Annotated in this window: 11 protein-coding genes; 9 read left to right on the top strand and 2 right to left on the bottom strand. The window is 61.4% G+C overall.

Features of this window, described 5'->3' with window-relative positions; genetic code table 11:
* Positions 1–22 precede the first annotated feature (22 nt).
* Positions 23–1,072: a hypothetical protein gene (locus tag J5J06_10990; protein MCO6437604.1), complete on the top strand. Its 1,050-nt coding sequence runs from the start codon at positions 23–25 to the stop codon at positions 1,070–1,072.
* 505 nt (positions 1,073–1,577) lie between these two features.
* Here the strand turns inward: J5J06_10990 and J5J06_10985 are convergent.
* Together J5J06_10985 and J5J06_10980 are read right to left on the bottom strand one after the other, a co-directional pair.
* Positions 1,578–4,082 (bottom strand): serine/threonine protein kinase, encoded by a 2,505-nt coding sequence (locus J5J06_10985; GenBank protein ID MCO6437603.1) that lies wholly within the window; start codon positions 4,080–4,082, stop codon positions 1,578–1,580.
* Between the two features lie 4 nt (positions 4,083–4,086).
* Positions 4,087–4,710 (bottom strand): sigma-70 family RNA polymerase sigma factor, encoded by a 624-nt coding sequence (locus tag J5J06_10980; protein ID MCO6437602.1) that lies wholly within the window; start codon positions 4,708–4,710, stop codon positions 4,087–4,089.
* A 250-nt stretch (positions 4,711–4,960) separates the two neighbouring features.
* Here J5J06_10980 and J5J06_10975 point away from each other — a divergent pair, with 250 nt between their 5' ends.
* The 8 genes from J5J06_10975 (at position 4,961) to J5J06_10940 (ending at position 14,000) form a co-directional block, all read left to right on the top strand.
* Positions 4,961–7,111 (top strand): hypothetical protein, encoded by a 2,151-nt coding sequence (locus tag J5J06_10975; protein ID MCO6437601.1) that lies wholly within the window; start codon positions 4,961–4,963, stop codon positions 7,109–7,111.
* A 24-nt stretch (positions 7,112–7,135) separates the two neighbouring features.
* On the top strand, positions 7,136–10,279 hold the full coding sequence (locus J5J06_10970) for a hypothetical protein (GenBank protein MCO6437600.1): 3,144 nt from the start codon (positions 7,136–7,138) through the stop codon (positions 10,277–10,279).
* Between the two features lie 32 nt (positions 10,280–10,311).
* The gene (locus J5J06_10965) at positions 10,312–10,740 is read left to right on the top strand and encodes a hypothetical protein (protein MCO6437599.1); all 429 of its coding nucleotides are present in this window, start codon (positions 10,312–10,314) and stop codon (positions 10,738–10,740) included.
* A 124-nt stretch (positions 10,741–10,864) separates the two neighbouring features.
* Complete coding sequence (locus J5J06_10960) at positions 10,865–11,197, top strand: winged helix-turn-helix transcriptional regulator (GenBank protein ID MCO6437598.1); 333 nt, start codon at positions 10,865–10,867, stop codon at positions 11,195–11,197.
* Positions 11,198–11,292: 95 nt separating this feature from the next.
* Positions 11,293–12,444, top strand: coding sequence for a permease (locus J5J06_10955; GenBank protein MCO6437597.1), 1,152 nt, complete (start codon positions 11,293–11,295; stop codon positions 12,442–12,444).
* Between the two features lie 14 nt (positions 12,445–12,458).
* Positions 12,459–12,692 (top strand): TM0996/MTH895 family glutaredoxin-like protein, encoded by a 234-nt coding sequence (locus tag J5J06_10950; GenBank protein ID MCO6437596.1) that lies wholly within the window; start codon positions 12,459–12,461, stop codon positions 12,690–12,692.
* Between the two features lie 34 nt (positions 12,693–12,726).
* A complete protein-coding gene (locus J5J06_10945; protein ID MCO6437595.1) occupies positions 12,727–13,290 on the top strand; it encodes a hypothetical protein in 564 nt (187 codons plus the stop codon).
* 2 nt (positions 13,291–13,292) lie between these two features.
* On the top strand, positions 13,293–14,000 hold the full coding sequence (locus J5J06_10940; protein ID MCO6437594.1) for a sulfite exporter TauE/SafE family protein: 708 nt from the start codon (positions 13,293–13,295) through the stop codon (positions 13,998–14,000).
* Positions 14,001–14,949: the final 949 nt, after the last annotated feature.

Below are 14,949 nucleotides of genomic sequence, written 5' to 3'. Positions count from 1 at the left end.
GTGCTCGTGACGGAGGAATCCAATGGAAACCGCGTTTCAGCTTATTTTCGGCGCCGTGACTAACTGCTGTGGTATCTTGCTGCTGGTATCCAGCGTGGTTTCGGGACAGGAGGTGGACGGGGGCCTCGCACTGGACAGTCGCGGTGTGCCCGTCGGGTGCGATTTGATCGAGGGCGACATCATCTTCTGCAACGAAATAGCCAACCGAGCTGCCTATGCCGCGAATCTCTGGCCGGGCGGAATCGTACCCTACGAATTTGACGCCAATGTGAACTCGGAGAACAGGCAGCGAACGATCGACGCCGTTGCGGAGTGGTCCGCGGTCGCAGCAATCTCCTTTGAGCCGTACGATCCGGCAATACACGGATTCAACCACATTCATGTGCGCGACTCATCCAACGATGCTGAACCGAGCAACAGCTCCTTCGTGGGAATGAACGGCGGCGAACAGATCATCAACATCACGAGCTGGGGCTCGAAGTTCATCATCGCGCATGAATTTGGGCACGCGCTGGGTTACTGGCATGAACAGTCCCGTGCGGATCGGGATACGTACGTACAGATTGAATGGGACCGAATCATCGCAGGGAAGGAGAACAACTTCGATAAACACCCGCTTGCAGGAACGTATGGTCCCTACGACTTCAAGTCCATCATGCACTACGGCCAGTGCTCGTTCTCCTGCTGCGGTGCCGATCCTGAGGTTCGTTGTACGACGACCGGTTGCAGTTCGGACCTCGACAACTGCAGGACGATCACGGTACTTCCCCCCAACGCATATCTCCAGGACGACATCGGCAACCGGAGCTACATGAGCTTCTGGGATGGCAAGGTCATGTCGTTCCTCTACCCTGAGGGTGACTGGTACTTCGTCGGCAGTAGCAGCTACATGCTCGGTGCTGGCACCTTTGAGGATCCCTGGGCATATCTGCACCTTGCCTATTCCGCCTGGGCGCCTGAGGGAAGCACTATCTGGATTCTCGAACCGGGCGATTGGGTGATCGGAACGAGCTTGCTTGATCGCCCCATGACCATCGGCGCTGGCGAGGGCATCGTGACGCTCGTTCCGTAGTACCCGCCCTCGGATTCACGGCACGTGGGGCCTAGCGAGACCATCAACCCGTCCTTGGATACGTGGGGTTGTGTGCTCATCTCTGCGGAGCTTGACTTGGGCCGGGATTTCCTGAGTTCGTTCTGAGAGTTGAGTTTCCGTGGCAGGTTCGTAGTGCTAACCGGCGAATAGCAGCCCAGAAAACAGCGTCGGATCCGGTCCCCAAACAGTCTCTACATGCCTTGCCCGTAGAGGTTTCGGGTAACGGGACAGGTTGGGCGAGGCGCCGATTGCTTCGGCGTCATAAACTTGGCATCGTCGACGCAAATCAGAACGTCCCGCCGTGCTCCACCCCTCGACAATCTGCGCTAATCTACGCGGGTTTTCGCCATGATCGCCCAGGATCGGCGCGAGCCCGGCCCTGCGGAGCGTGCCGCAGACGAATGTTCAACGTGTGAATCGGGTCGCCTAACACTCGGTGGAATCAGCGTCGGTGAACATTCAACTCAATAGACACCAGGCACACTCAATGTGAATCCCGGTCTGCCTTCCCTTTGTCGTCATCCAGGAGCTTGCGGTAGCGCTCGACTTCGTCCGGCTGATCCCGCCTTTCGTTGAGCTCGATCAGGGCCAGGAGAGCATTCCGGATGTAAGGGTGCTCCTTGTCGAAGACCTTCAGAATTCCGTCGTACCACGCCTTCAACTCGATGTCGGCCTGATCGAACTCGCCACGGGCCAGCAGCGTCTTCCCGTAGCCGCCACGGAACGTCGCAATGTACCAACTGTCGGGAGGCAGAGCCCCGCGGGCTCGGTCCAGGAGATCGCGGCCGAGGGCTGCGGCTTCGTCCAGCTTGCCGAGGTCGCGCAGCACCGTCGCCAGGTTGAAGGCCGTGATCAGGGTGTCCAGTTGCCCCTCACCGAGCCGCTTGGTCAGTCCCGCAAGCGCCTCGCGATAAAGCGGTTCGGCCTCGTTGATGCGCCCCTGTTGCTTGAGAAGCAGAGCCAAGTCGTTGAGCGAGACCAGCGTATCGGGGTGCTCGTTCCCAAGGGTGCGTCGTTGGCGCTCCAACACTTGTCTGCAGAGAGGTTCGGCCTGTTTCCATCGGCCCTGCTGGATAAGAACGCCGGCGAGATTATTGGCGGACTCCAGGGTGTCCTCATGCTCCTCGCCCAGCGTGGCGCGCCGCACACTCAGCACGTTCCGGAACAACGGCTCCGCTTCTGCAAAGTCCCCTCGTTCTTGGAGCACGAGAGCGAGGTTATTCCGCGCGGCAAGTACCAAGGAGTCATTCGGCGACACAACGCGTGCGAGTGCTGCAAGTACGTTGCGGAAGATCTTCTCCGCGGCAATAGGTTCGCCCATATCCTGGAGAAGAACGCCGCGCTCATTCAGCGCCTGCAGCGTTGCCGACGCCTCATCCCCCAGCTCCTGTCGAAAGAGCGTCACGGCTTGATCGATCTGTTCCTTCGCGCGATCAAAGACGCCGAGCGTACGGTAGCTTCTGCCCAGCGTCAGGTGAAGGACGGCGGTGATCTCCAGACCGACGTTTGAGGGTTCTCGCAGTCCTTCGGCCGCTCGGTCGAGAAGCTCGACGACCTTGACATCGCGCCCCGCGCGTGTGGGGTCCGGCGAAGCGAGCATTTGCTCGAGAAACCGGCTGACCGCTTCCGACTGCTGGGCCGCTAACTTTGCCTTGTCGCGTGCGGTTTCCGTTTCGGCGAGACGCTGCTCGGCGAGACGCTCGGCGGCGACGGCTTTGTCCCGCTGGCGGGCGAGCCTCGATGCCTGGATGCTGGCGTATCCGGTGAAACTGACCAGGAGGAAGAGGATCACGCCCCCGAGTACCGACGCAACTCTATGACGAGCGAGGAATTTGCGAACGATGTACGCCAGTCCCGGTGGCTGAGCGAGTATCGGCTGGCGGAGAAGAAACCGCTCAATGTCCTCGGCCAGCGCTGCGGCGCCGGCATACCGGCGTTCGGGCTCCTTGGCGAGGGTTTTTTGGACGATCGTCCGCAGCTCCGCGGGCGCGGGGAGGGGCTTCTCCCGCAGGGCACTTTCCGACGCGGGCGCGACCGTCAGCGTCGCAGGTTCCTGCTCGCAGATGCGCTGAATGGCGGCCGGCAAGGGAATGCCGCGCAGATCGTAGGGCATTCGGCCGGCGACGAGCTGATAAAGCATGACGCCGAGGCTGTATACGTCACTGCGTGTATCGACATGATCGGCTTCTCCCCGGGCCTGCTCCGGGCTCGCATACGCCAGGGTGCCGCGGATGCGCCCCGTGGCGAGCGAGATCGAGAGCGGGGCGGAGTCATCGTCCACGATGCGCGCCAGGCCGAAATCGAGCACCTTGACCTCGGCGCTGATTCCCTCGGAGAAACTCGATCCGGACGGCGCGTCCTCCACGACTAGAACGTTGGAAGGTTTTAGATCACGGTGAATCACGCCGCGCTGGTGAGCGTAGCTGACCGCCTGGCATACGCGCTGGAAGAGCCGGAGTCGGTCCCGAAGGGAGAGCGGGCCGCCGTCGCCAGCCGGGGCGGACGCAAAGCCGGTCAATGTCTGTCCGCGAACCAACTCCATTGCGAAAAACGGGTGTCCTGCCTCTGTCGCGCCGGCGTCGTAAACAGCGGCGATGTGGGGATGCCGTAAGCGGGCGAGCGTGCGGACTTCGCGCTCGAAGAGGCGGCGGTGGTAGTCGTCGAGTGCGTGGGCCTCACGGATGACCTTCAATGCAACCAGGCGCTGCGTACGCATCTGTTCCGCCTCGAAGACAACGCCCATGCCGCCCCGGCCGATCTCGCGAATGACGCGATATCCCGGCACAGCCAGCTCGGACGGGTCGAACAAACCGGGCCCGCCTTGCGAGACCGCCGCTTGGAGTTTGGCACCGATGGACGTTCCCGCCGAACTGAGTTCTTCCAGCAGTCCGTCAAACTCCCCGGAGTCGTTGTGCCAAAGGGCGGCCAGCGCCCGATCGACACGGTCCGGCAGGTCGTCTGGGATATTGTCGGGAGGTTGCGTGTCCATCGTATCAGCGTTGGCCGCTGGCGCCCGTGAGGTCCCGCCGAAGTGCTTCCACGGCGCGAATGACCCGCATGGACGCGGCCGGGCGCGTGATGCCAAGTTCGGCGGCAATCTCCGATGTCGGCAGTTGGTCAAAGAATGCCAGGGTGATGATCTCCCGATGCTCCTCCTTGAGTCGCCCCAGGGCTGCGAACAGCCGCTGTACGTCGTCCGAGCGCGCCACGGCACTGAGCGGTGATGTCCCGCTGGCCGAAAGCAGTTGCCAGAGCGGCATCGCCTCTGAGAACCCTGTCGCGGCGGAATCCAGCGAATTCAGTGGTGCTTTTCCGACTCCGGGCTTGCGCCGAAGGTGGTCGACCACCTTGTTCGCAACGATTCGCGAGACAAACGCCTTCAGGCCCACGACGGTGCGATTCTCCAGCCGATCCAGTCCCGCGTGGACGGCGAGCATGGCCTGCTGCGCAATGTCTTCGACGGCATTGACCCGGTCGGGATTGGCGGCCAAGCGAGCAGTGACCATTGTTCGTACCTGCGGAAACAATGCCTGTGCGATCCGCTCCCGCGCGCTCGCTGCCGTGTCCGCGACGGCGGCGGCGACCAATTCGTCCGTAATCTGCGCGCTACCCAGCATGGAGGCGCATTATAGCGGCACCCCTGCCGTCCGTAGTCCCACCAGATGCCCTTCCATAGTCGTTTTTACTTGTGCCGCGCAACGGACGGAAATCATCGGGAGCCCTTTTCGCAAATTTGCCGCGTTGCGCTCGTCCCTTTGAAGCGACCTACCTGGAAGGAGACGGAATTTCGCTGATGGCCGCCCTCAGCGGGACCGTCAGCATTCGGGCCGATTCCGGGCAGTACAAGAAATTCGGGGAGTGCTTCTCATGCGCATGCGGATCGCTGTAGTCGCCAATATTCTGATTGCCGCACTGTGCCTTTCGGCGCACGCAGCCGTGCCTCGGCTTGTTCCCTACCAAGCGTACCTCACCGACGGTGGCGGGAACCCCATGGCCGGGCCCGTCGATTTGGACGTTCGTTTCTACGACGACGCCACAGCCGGCAACTTGCTGTACTCGGAAACGCACACCGCGGTGCCGCTTGTCAACGGGGTGTTTACCGTCGAGATCGGATCCCAGAGTGGCTTTGGCGTGCCCGATACCGCGTTCGACGCGACAGAGGTCTGGTTGTCGCTAGCGGTGAATGGTGGCGCGGAGCTTACCCCCCGCGTGCGGATCGGGATGGTGCCGTTCGCTGCCAAGGCGCAGTCGGCCGAGCAGCTCGTTCGCCCATACACCTTCGCACCCGCAGTGGTGGTGCAGTCGAACGGAGACGTCGAAATGGTCGGGGCTTTGGACGTTTCCGGCCGGGGGACGTTTGGCGATTCCATATTCGTAAGTTCTTCCAGCACGGTGGAGATCGCACACGACTCGAACACCGGCATGGAAATTGATCCGAGCGCGCCCACGCTCAAGCTCGAAGTGGATAACACGACGGGGCTCACCGTCGACGCCTTCGGCCGAGTGGGTATCGGCACTGAAACGCCGGTTCACCGTCTGCAAGTGGAGGGACAGGCCGACGAAACCAATCGGGCCGTTATCCAAGGAAGAAACACGTCACCGACCAATCTGCGATTCGGGGCCGAGTTCCTCGCGGCCAGTACGTCCGGTCGCGGCGTGGTGGGGTGGGCGACCGCCACCACGGGGAGCAATTACGGTGTGTACGGGCAGAGCAGCAGCACGAGCGGGCTTGGCGTTTACGGAACCGCGATATCCACGAGTGGGACGAACTTCGGCGTTCGTGGTCGGACCAACAGCTCGAGCGGCTACGCCGGCTATTTCGAAGGAGGTCGAAACTACTTTGAGGGAAACGTCGGCATCGGCAAGCTCGCGCCCAACGCGAAGCTCGATGTGGAGTCGGATTCCGGAATCGCCTTGTCCATCAACCAGTCTGGATCCGCCTCTGTCGGCATTTCCGCGAATCACACGGGAAGCTCCGGAAACGCCGGGAATTTCAGTTGTTCCGGCGCTTCCAACACCGACACCGCCCTGCTGGCGCTCCATGCAGGTCCGGGCAAGGCATTTCTGGCCTACAACTACGGCACCGGTAAGGCGGCGGAGGTCACCGTCGATAATCCGGCGAACAGTGAGCCGGCATTGTCGGTGACGACGAGCGGCACTGGCCCGGCCGTACAGGCCGTGGGACTCGTGGAATCCACCACCGGCGGTTTCAAGTTTCCGGACGGCACGATCCAGACGTCCGCGGGCGGCGGGTTTACCTTGCCCTTCTCGCAGACGGTCAGCAACAGCGGCACGCTATTCAGCATCGTCAATTCGGGAACCGGAAGCGGCATTTCATCGCGGTGTACGGGATCCTCGGGTGGCCCCGGCTTCTTCCAGATTACGAGCTCAAGCAATGACTCGAATGCACTCGTGGGAACGACGTTTGGTAGCGGCAAGGGCGTGGCGGGTTTCAGCTTCGGTACCGGACCGGCCGGATACTTTGAGGTCAATAATGCATTCAGCGCGGCCCCGGCCATCCACGCCAAAGTAACCAACGGCAACGGATACGCCATCAAGGCGGAAGGAGCTATTCAAACGGACTTGTTGGAGATCACGGGCGGTGCCGACCTCGCCGAGCCCTTTGATGTGGTCGGGGATGAGGCCGCACCCGGATCGGTGGTCGTCATCGACGCCGATCGACCCGGCAAGCTCAAGCTCTCAAACAAGGCCTACGACCGCACCGTAGCGGGGGTGATCAGCGGTGCGGGTGGCGTACGGCCTGGCATGGTCATGGCTCAGAGTGGCACGATTGCGGATGGCAGCCACCACATCGCCCTGACGGGCCGGGTGTATTGCCTGTGCGATGCGAGGTCGAAGCCCATTCGGCCCGGAGATCTGCTGACAACTTCGGAAACTCCCGGACATGCGATGCGGGTGGACGACACGACGCGGGCCCAGGGTGCGATTCTGGGCAAGGCAATGACCGCGCTGGACGAAGGCCGCGGTCTGGTGCTCGTGCTGGTTTCGTTGCAGTAATTGCCGCGAAGGAGCGATCACAACATGAACCGAAGCCACAGAGACATCCTGCGGGGAAGCGCCGCGATCCCGGCGGTGGGCGTGATGATTGCGGTGCTGTGCCCGGGGTGCCGGACGGTGGATCGCACGCCCGGATCCATCGCGTCACCCGCCCAGCCTTCGCTGCACGCCTTGGGGAATATGGACGGGGGAGTGACATCGACATTGACTGAAGGTGCGCCGAAGCTCATTCGCTCCGAACACGTCATCGAGGAAGAGATCGACCGCGAGACGGAAGAACGCCGCAACAAGGAAGCGCAGAATCCCGATGGGCTCGCGCGGGAACGCTTGATGCGCCGCCTCGACGAGAACGGGGAGATTCCGCCGAATGCCCTGGTCAAGGCGAAACGGGCCGCAGAACGCATGCCGGAACTGCCCGTCCGTGAGGGGCCTCTTGCCGACGCCGGCATCTGGAGCTGGGAATGGTTGGGGCCGGGCAACATCGGTGGGCGCATCCGCACGATGGTCATCGACCCGCAGGACCCCAGAACCATGCTGATCGGCAGTGTTGCCGGAGGCATCTGGCGTACCGTCAACGGAGGTGCAAGCTGGAGTCCCATCAACGACTTCTTGCCGAGTCTGTCGGTCACGACGTTGGCGATGGACCCCGGCAATTCCAAGATCATCTACGCGGGGACTGGAGAGAGCTTCTCGTCCGACGGCGTCCCCGGAGCGGGGGTCTTCAAATCGACGGACGGTGGGCTGAGCTGGAAGCAGCTTTCCGCAACCGCTCCGACGACCAATCCGACGACCGATCCCTGGGGATACGTCAATCGCGTTGCGGTCAGTCCCTCGGACGGTGACATCATCCTGGCGGCGACCAACAGCGGAATCTGGCGTAGCGACGACGGCGGGGTAGGTTGGCAGCAAGTCACCGTCGAGCGCACGACTGACGTGGAGTTTCGTCCATCCTCAAGCACCAAGGATGTCGTTGCCGGATTGACCGACGGAACGGTGATGTTTTCCGATGATCTGGGTGAGACGTGGAACTTCTCCGACTTTAACGGCGCGCTATTTAGTACGATCGTAAGCACCGCTTTCCAGGCGGATACGGACAGCCCCCCGGCCAATGACACGCTCCTGGTAAGTTCCACGGCCGGATTCGCAGTCGGTGACGTCATTCATGTGGGCATGCCGTCGGCCGCGGAGCGCGCTATTGTTAGAAGTGTCGTCGACGGTGGTACGATCACGGTTTCGGACCTCCAAATGAACCACGCCGCCGGTGCCCTCGTTCGCATCCCGGCCGACATAACCCGCGACGCACTGGCGCAGGCCACGGCAACCGATGGCGACAATGCGCCCGACCTCATCACGGTCGGCAGCACGGCGGCGTTCGAACTCGGAGACGCAATTCGTGTCGGCGACGGACTGTCCACGGAGTCGGCATTCGTCGTTTCGGTGGTCGACGCCACAACCTTGACTGTGACCGACCTGACCAACGCGCACAATGTCGGAGAGCTTGTGCGGACGCGCCGCAGCGGCCGGATGGAACTGGCGTGGGGCTCCGGCTGCACGGTGTATGCGTCAGCCAACATCGGCGGCGGGGCGATCTATAAGTCTACGGACTGCGGAAGATCCTTCAGTTCCTTGGCTGGTACGGACACGATGCCCAACTACCTGTGCTCGAACATTCTGGGCATCGATGATCCGAACAGTTGCCAGGGTGAATACGACAACACGATCTGGGTTGCCCCGAACGACAATGACACGATCGTCGTGGGAGGGATCGATCTTTGGCGTGAGCCCGACACCAGCAACGGTATCTTTCTGGAGAAGATTAGCAACTGGCTGACCTACCACCTCGGCCTGTCCGCTCACGCTGACCAGCATTTCATCATGAGCCATCCCGGTTATGACGGCGCGTCCAACAAGACGGTGTACGTCTGCAACGACGGCGGCATCCAACGCACCGACGACATTCTCAGCCCGTTCCTGGGCGATCTGGGCTGGACGAACCTGGCCAACAACCTGGGCATCACCCAGTTCTACGGCGGAGCAGCTGCCCCGGACGGAAGCGTGATCGTCGGCGGTGCCCAGGACAACGACACGCTCCGCTACACACCGGCTGGAGGAACGGGGAGCTGGTTCCAGGCGGAGACCGGCGACGGGGGATTCGCCGCCGTCGACTTCAGCAACCCCAACGTCATCTACAGCGAATACGTCCGTCTGGCCATTGAGAAGAGCACGAACGGCGGAAACAATTACGGTCCGGCAATCAACGGTTTGACCGACGCCGGTGCCAACGCGCTCTTCATCGCTCCGTTTGTAATGGATCCGAGCAATTCCAAGATCCTCATCGCCGGGGGGGCAAGCATCTGGCGAACGACAGATACGGCGAACAACTGGTCCGCCATTCGTGGCCCGGTTTCTGTAACGCCGCCTGCCGCTACGCCACTGTGCAGTGCGATCGATGTCGCCCCCACGGATTCGGGCCGCATCTGGGCGGGGTACACTGATGGAACGATCTCCCGTACAACAACGAGTGTCACGAACTGGACCAACGTGGGGAACAACGGGTCGGTTTCACCGCCGAACACCTTCGTGACAGACATTGCCATCAATCCCAACAACGCAAGCGAAGTCTTCGTGACCCTCGGTGGATATGCCACAGGTCGTGTCTGGTACACCAAGAACGATGGAACCAGTTGGGAGGACCGATCCGGAACCGGCGATACGGCTTTGCCTCCGGTTCAGGTCAACACCGTACGATTCCATCCGGCCGACCCGACCTGGGTGTACGTGGGCACCGACCTGGGCGTGTTCGCCTCGGAAGACAAGGGGCAGACGTGGAGCCGCACGCCGCGATACGGAACCGTCGGACACGAGGGGCCGGCGAACATGGAGGTGTCGGAGCTGTTTTGGCAGGGGGGGACGCACCTTATCGCCGCGACCCACGGGCGCGGCATGTATCGTACGCAGCCCTTCAGCACAGTCTACGTCGACCAGGCCTACGGCGGACCGGAAGAAGGCACACTTTCCCGGCCTTTCGACACCATAGAAGAGGGAATCAACGCCGCCGGACACGGCACGACCATCTCCATTCGAGCAGGCGATTACAGCGCCGGAACAACCGTCTTTTACAAGAGAGGGCGCATCACGGCGCGCGGCGGCGTGGTCCGCATTGATTGAGAGTGCCAGACGATTGCCCAAGGGATCTTACTATGAAACGATTCGCGCGTCGGTTTATCGCGTTGGCCGGACTCGCCCTGGCCGGATCGGTCTCGCTCTCGGTCTACGGCGCCGTTTCGGGTGGGGGTGTCAGCGCCGGGAATGGGTCGACCCCAATCCAGGTGCTGGGTGGATTCGGGAGCGGGTACTCCATGAATGGCGCGGCTGGCGTTCACGCCGGGCCGGTGGCACGACTGGTTCCGCTGCTACAACCTCCCATACCGGGAGATTCCGACGGCGATAGCGCCATCGATCTGACGGACGCCGCCGACCTGTTCGGCTGTTTGAGCGGTCCCGATGTCATCCTCGGCCCAACCGGAAGCGAAGGGGACTGTCGTCGCGTGTTCGACTTTGACGGTGATTCTACTGTTGCACTGTACGATGTCGCCGAATTTTCCCTGGTTTTCGGCACCGGAAACTGACCACGCCGCCACAGGTCATTCAAGCAAACGGGAGCGTCCTTTCCGCAGCTCGCAAATCAGGTATCAACGTCGAGAGAATGACGCTTGCATTGGCCAAGTTTGATGGTATAATTGCCATATAGCCATGAAAAGGACGCCCAAGCATCCCGTTCAGCGTTACGAAGCCCGGGCTCGGATCGCCAAGGCCCTGGCCCATCCGGCACGCCTGATGATGCTCGACGTGCTGGCCGATCGCGAGTGGTGTGTCTGCGAGCTTACGGATTTGACCCGGCTGGATCAGTCAACCGTGTCGAAGCACCTGTCCGTTCTCAAGCACGCGGGCATCGTGACAGACCGCAAGGAAGGGACCAAGACGTTTTTCCGACTGAAGATCTGCTGTTTGCAGGGCTTATGGGAGTGTATCGAATCGGTGCTGAAGGACAACCTGAAGACGCAACAGGCGGCGATCGGCGTGTAGGCGAGACGATCCGCCCCTTTTTTGTGCGGGTCCATGGCCTTTTGACCATGAACGGCTTGGGCGCACGCGTACAGACGTCTGTAATCCTGGCCGTGATGGTTGCGGTCTTCCTATCGGCCTACATGCTGCCGTTTGAAGTCCTTCCTGTCGCCGGAAAGGCGGGTGCCTCTGCGCGTGAAGCACTGCTCATGTTGCAGGACTATGCGCGGCACCATGTGCTGCTGTGTCTCGTACCTGCGCTGTTCATTGCCGGTGCGATTGCGTGCTTCGTCTCGCAGGCGGCCGTAATGAAGTACTTCGGCGCGCGGGCCCACAAAGTTGTCGCGTACAGCGTGGCGGCGGTTTCGGGGACAATCTTGGCGGCATGCTCTTGCACCATCCTCCCGCTGTTCGCCGGCATCTACAAACGCGGCGCGGGTCTCGGTCCGGCAACGGCGTTCCTTTATTCTGGTCCGGCAATTAACGTCCTCGCGATCATCCTCACGGCGCGGGTGCTTGGCTGGGAACTTGGCGTGGCCCGTGCGCTTGGGGCGATCATCTTCAGCGTCATCATCGGCCTGACCATGCACGTGATCTACCGGAGGGAAGAGGCGGCCCGCGATACTGAGGGCGGTTTCTTCGTGGGCAATGATGACCACGAACGGCCGATGTGGCAGACAATCCTGTACTTCGTCGCGATGATCGGCATCCTCGTGTTCGCGAACTGGAAGGCCCTCGATCCGACCGGCATCGGTGCGGCCATTGCATCGGCCAAGTGGATCATCACGGGCGCACTGTTGCTCGGGCTCCTTTTCATGCTTGGCGCCTGGTTTGCAAAGGACGAACTGAAATCGTGGGTCGCGAGCACATGGACATTCGCCAAGCAGATTCTTCCGCTGCTATTCGTCGGCGTGCTGGTGGCGGGCCTCTTGCTGGGGCGACCGGGGCACCCGGCGTTGATTCCGGAACGATGGATCGCAGGGCTCGTCGGGGGCAACAGCGTGTGGTCCAACCTGTTTGCCTCGCTTGCAGGTGCGTTGATGTACTTTGCGACGCTCACCGAAGTGCCGATTCTCCAGGGACTACTGGGCGCCGGCATGGGCAAGGGACCGGCCTTGGCACTCCTACTGGCCGGGCCGGCACTTTCACTGCCCAGCATGCTTGTGATTCGTTCGGTGATGGGGACGCGGAAGACGCTCGTCTACGTGGCCCTCGTCGTCATTCTGTCGACCGTCGCCGGCATGACGTATGGTTCCATCGCCGCATAGAAGGAGTATCGCCAATGAAGATCGAAGTTCTCGGCACGGGTTGTTCCAAATGCAACCTGCTCGAAAGCACTACCAGGAGAGTCGCCGATAGGCTCGGACTCGAATACACGCTCGAGCATGTAAAGGACATCCGCAAGATCACGGACTACGGCGTGATGATGACGCCGGCGCTCGCGATTAACGGCCAAGTCAGGGTCACCGGTAAAGTCCCCAGCGAATCGGAACTTGAGAGGCTCCTCACCGCATAAATGAACCTGGCCGTACCGCGGCAGGAGAAGAACGATGAAAGTGAAGACAATCGGTACCGTGTTCCTCCTGGCCTTCGTCGCCGTCAGTGTGGCGTATCTGGTAATCGATGAAACCGGAAACGACGATACTCCTGCGGCCGTGGTCGCAGAAAAGCCTGCATTGGGTGTCGAATCACGAGAGCGGGCGCCCGGGGGCGGTCAGCCGGCACCAGCGAACCCTGAAAATCAAATGGCGCAAAGCGCGCCCCGGATTGAATCAAGCCACAAGGTGATTGCCTACTATTTCCACAACACCCAGCGTTGCATGACCTGCAACAAGATCGAGCGGCTGTCGGAAGAAGCACTGCGCGAGAAGTTTGCAACAGCGTTGAATAATGGTGACCTCGAATGGCGCGTCATCAACATGGAGGAACCTCCGAACACCCATTTCGTGGAGGATTTTCACCTCGTCGCGAGCTCCCTGGTTCTCGTAGACCTGCATGACGGCCAACAGCGCGCCTGGACCAACATGGAGAAAGTCTGGCAATACGTGCACGACGATGAGGCCCAGTTCAAGCAATATGTCGCGGATCAGACCCGCAAGTACCTGGAGTCGTAGCTGTGTCGGCTGATTTGTGGGCGGCGATCGTAGCGGCGGCTTGGACGGGTATTCTCACGGCCATAAGCCCCTGCCCGCTCGCCACGAATGTCGCAGCGATTTCGTTCATTAGTCGACGCGTGGATAGCCCGCGAGCAGCGTTCCTGACAGGGATGCTTTACACGCTCGGCCGAAGCCTCGTGTACGTGGCGATCGCGACGATCCTTGTCGGTAGCTTACTGTCGGCCCCTACGGTTTCGATCACGCTCCAGAAATACATGAACAAGCTGCTTGGTCCAATACTGATCCTGCTCGGGATGGTACTGCTGGACTTGATCGCGCTCCCGGCGCGCGGCTCCGATCTTGGCCAACGGGTCGGGCAGAGGGTGGCGGACTGGGGTGTTTGGGGGGGACTGCTGTTAGGAATTGTCTTCGCGCTTTCTTTCTGTCCGGCCTCGGCGACGCTCTACTTTGCCGGCCTGATTCCCTTGGCGGTCAAATATGAGTCGAGCCTGATGCTGCCGGCCGTGTTCGGGATCAGCACGGCGTTGCCGGTCCTCCTTTTCGCTATCCTCATCGTGACCAGTGCCAATGCGATGGCGAAGGCCTTCAACCGCATCAGCGCGTTCGAGCGCTGGGCCCGCCGACTCACGGGCGTCATCTTCCTGCTCGTGGGTGTCTACTTTTCTCTCGCGTTCATCTTCAAAGTCGTGCCGACCAGCCTGGGATGACGCCAACCCGGCGACGGGCAGCGGGCCGCCGCCTCGACAAAGTGCCCAACAAGGCGCTGGCCGATCCTACGAGGATCGGCGGCTGGTGGGCCGCAAAGTCTGCCGAGGCGAGTTCTGATCGGTCACGGACAAATTCGTAGTTCAACGGCAGTCGGGGAAGAGTTACGGCTATTCCGTGATTCCCAGTCTTCTTGATGCGACTTCGAAGACCGGAGCTGAGCCGCGAAATCCGATGTGCACCGATGAACAAACCGAGTGCAACGGCTGTTGAGCTCCGGCCGACCCGATCCTTAAAGACAACCGCCACCGTTTTTTGGCGATGGCGGGAAAACCTCGCCGAACGTAACCCTCTTCGAAGCGCTCTCGCGCACTGGGCAAACGGAGCGATCGACACATGACGAAGTCCGGAGGTTTGTCCTGTTTCGTACTGCCCCGCCAATCGGCGGAGTAGTACTCGGTACATCCCGCGACCGCCCCTGCGCAAGCGTGGCTTGACAAGGGAGCCTATTTCCCTGCACTCGCCGGCGTATCTCCGGGTTCCACGATGCAGCGTAGACTCGCCAACGCGGCCGCGTGTATCTGTCCTTAGGCGATCCCGCTCACGTGCGGAGGCGGCGCAACCAATGCGGCGGCACAAACGACTCACTCAACTGGAAGGGGATCCCGATCCACGGTGTCGTCACCGTGTCGCAGAATGCATCACGCAGCACGGATAGAGTGAGGCATGGTCAGAACCTACGAGAAGATGGACGACTCGCCTGCGGTCGCCCAGAATGGGCAGGTTAGGACCAAACCGCGTGTAGTGGATCTGATCCTCGATCTCGCTAGCCGCCATATTTCATGAGTTGTCGAATGAGACGGGCTGATTCGTTGTGGTCGGGCGTGCGAGCGGGCCGGGGACACACCGCCCCCTTTCCCCCGTGCTGATTTCGATTGTCGGTTACGGATG

It is taken from the genome of Phycisphaerae bacterium (assembly GCA_024102815.1).
Classification (GTDB): domain Bacteria; phylum Planctomycetota; class Phycisphaerae; order UBA1845; family UBA1845; genus JAGFJJ01.
Note: the sequence above shows the minus strand (reverse complement) of the source record. Positions and strands in the feature narration are given on the sequence as shown.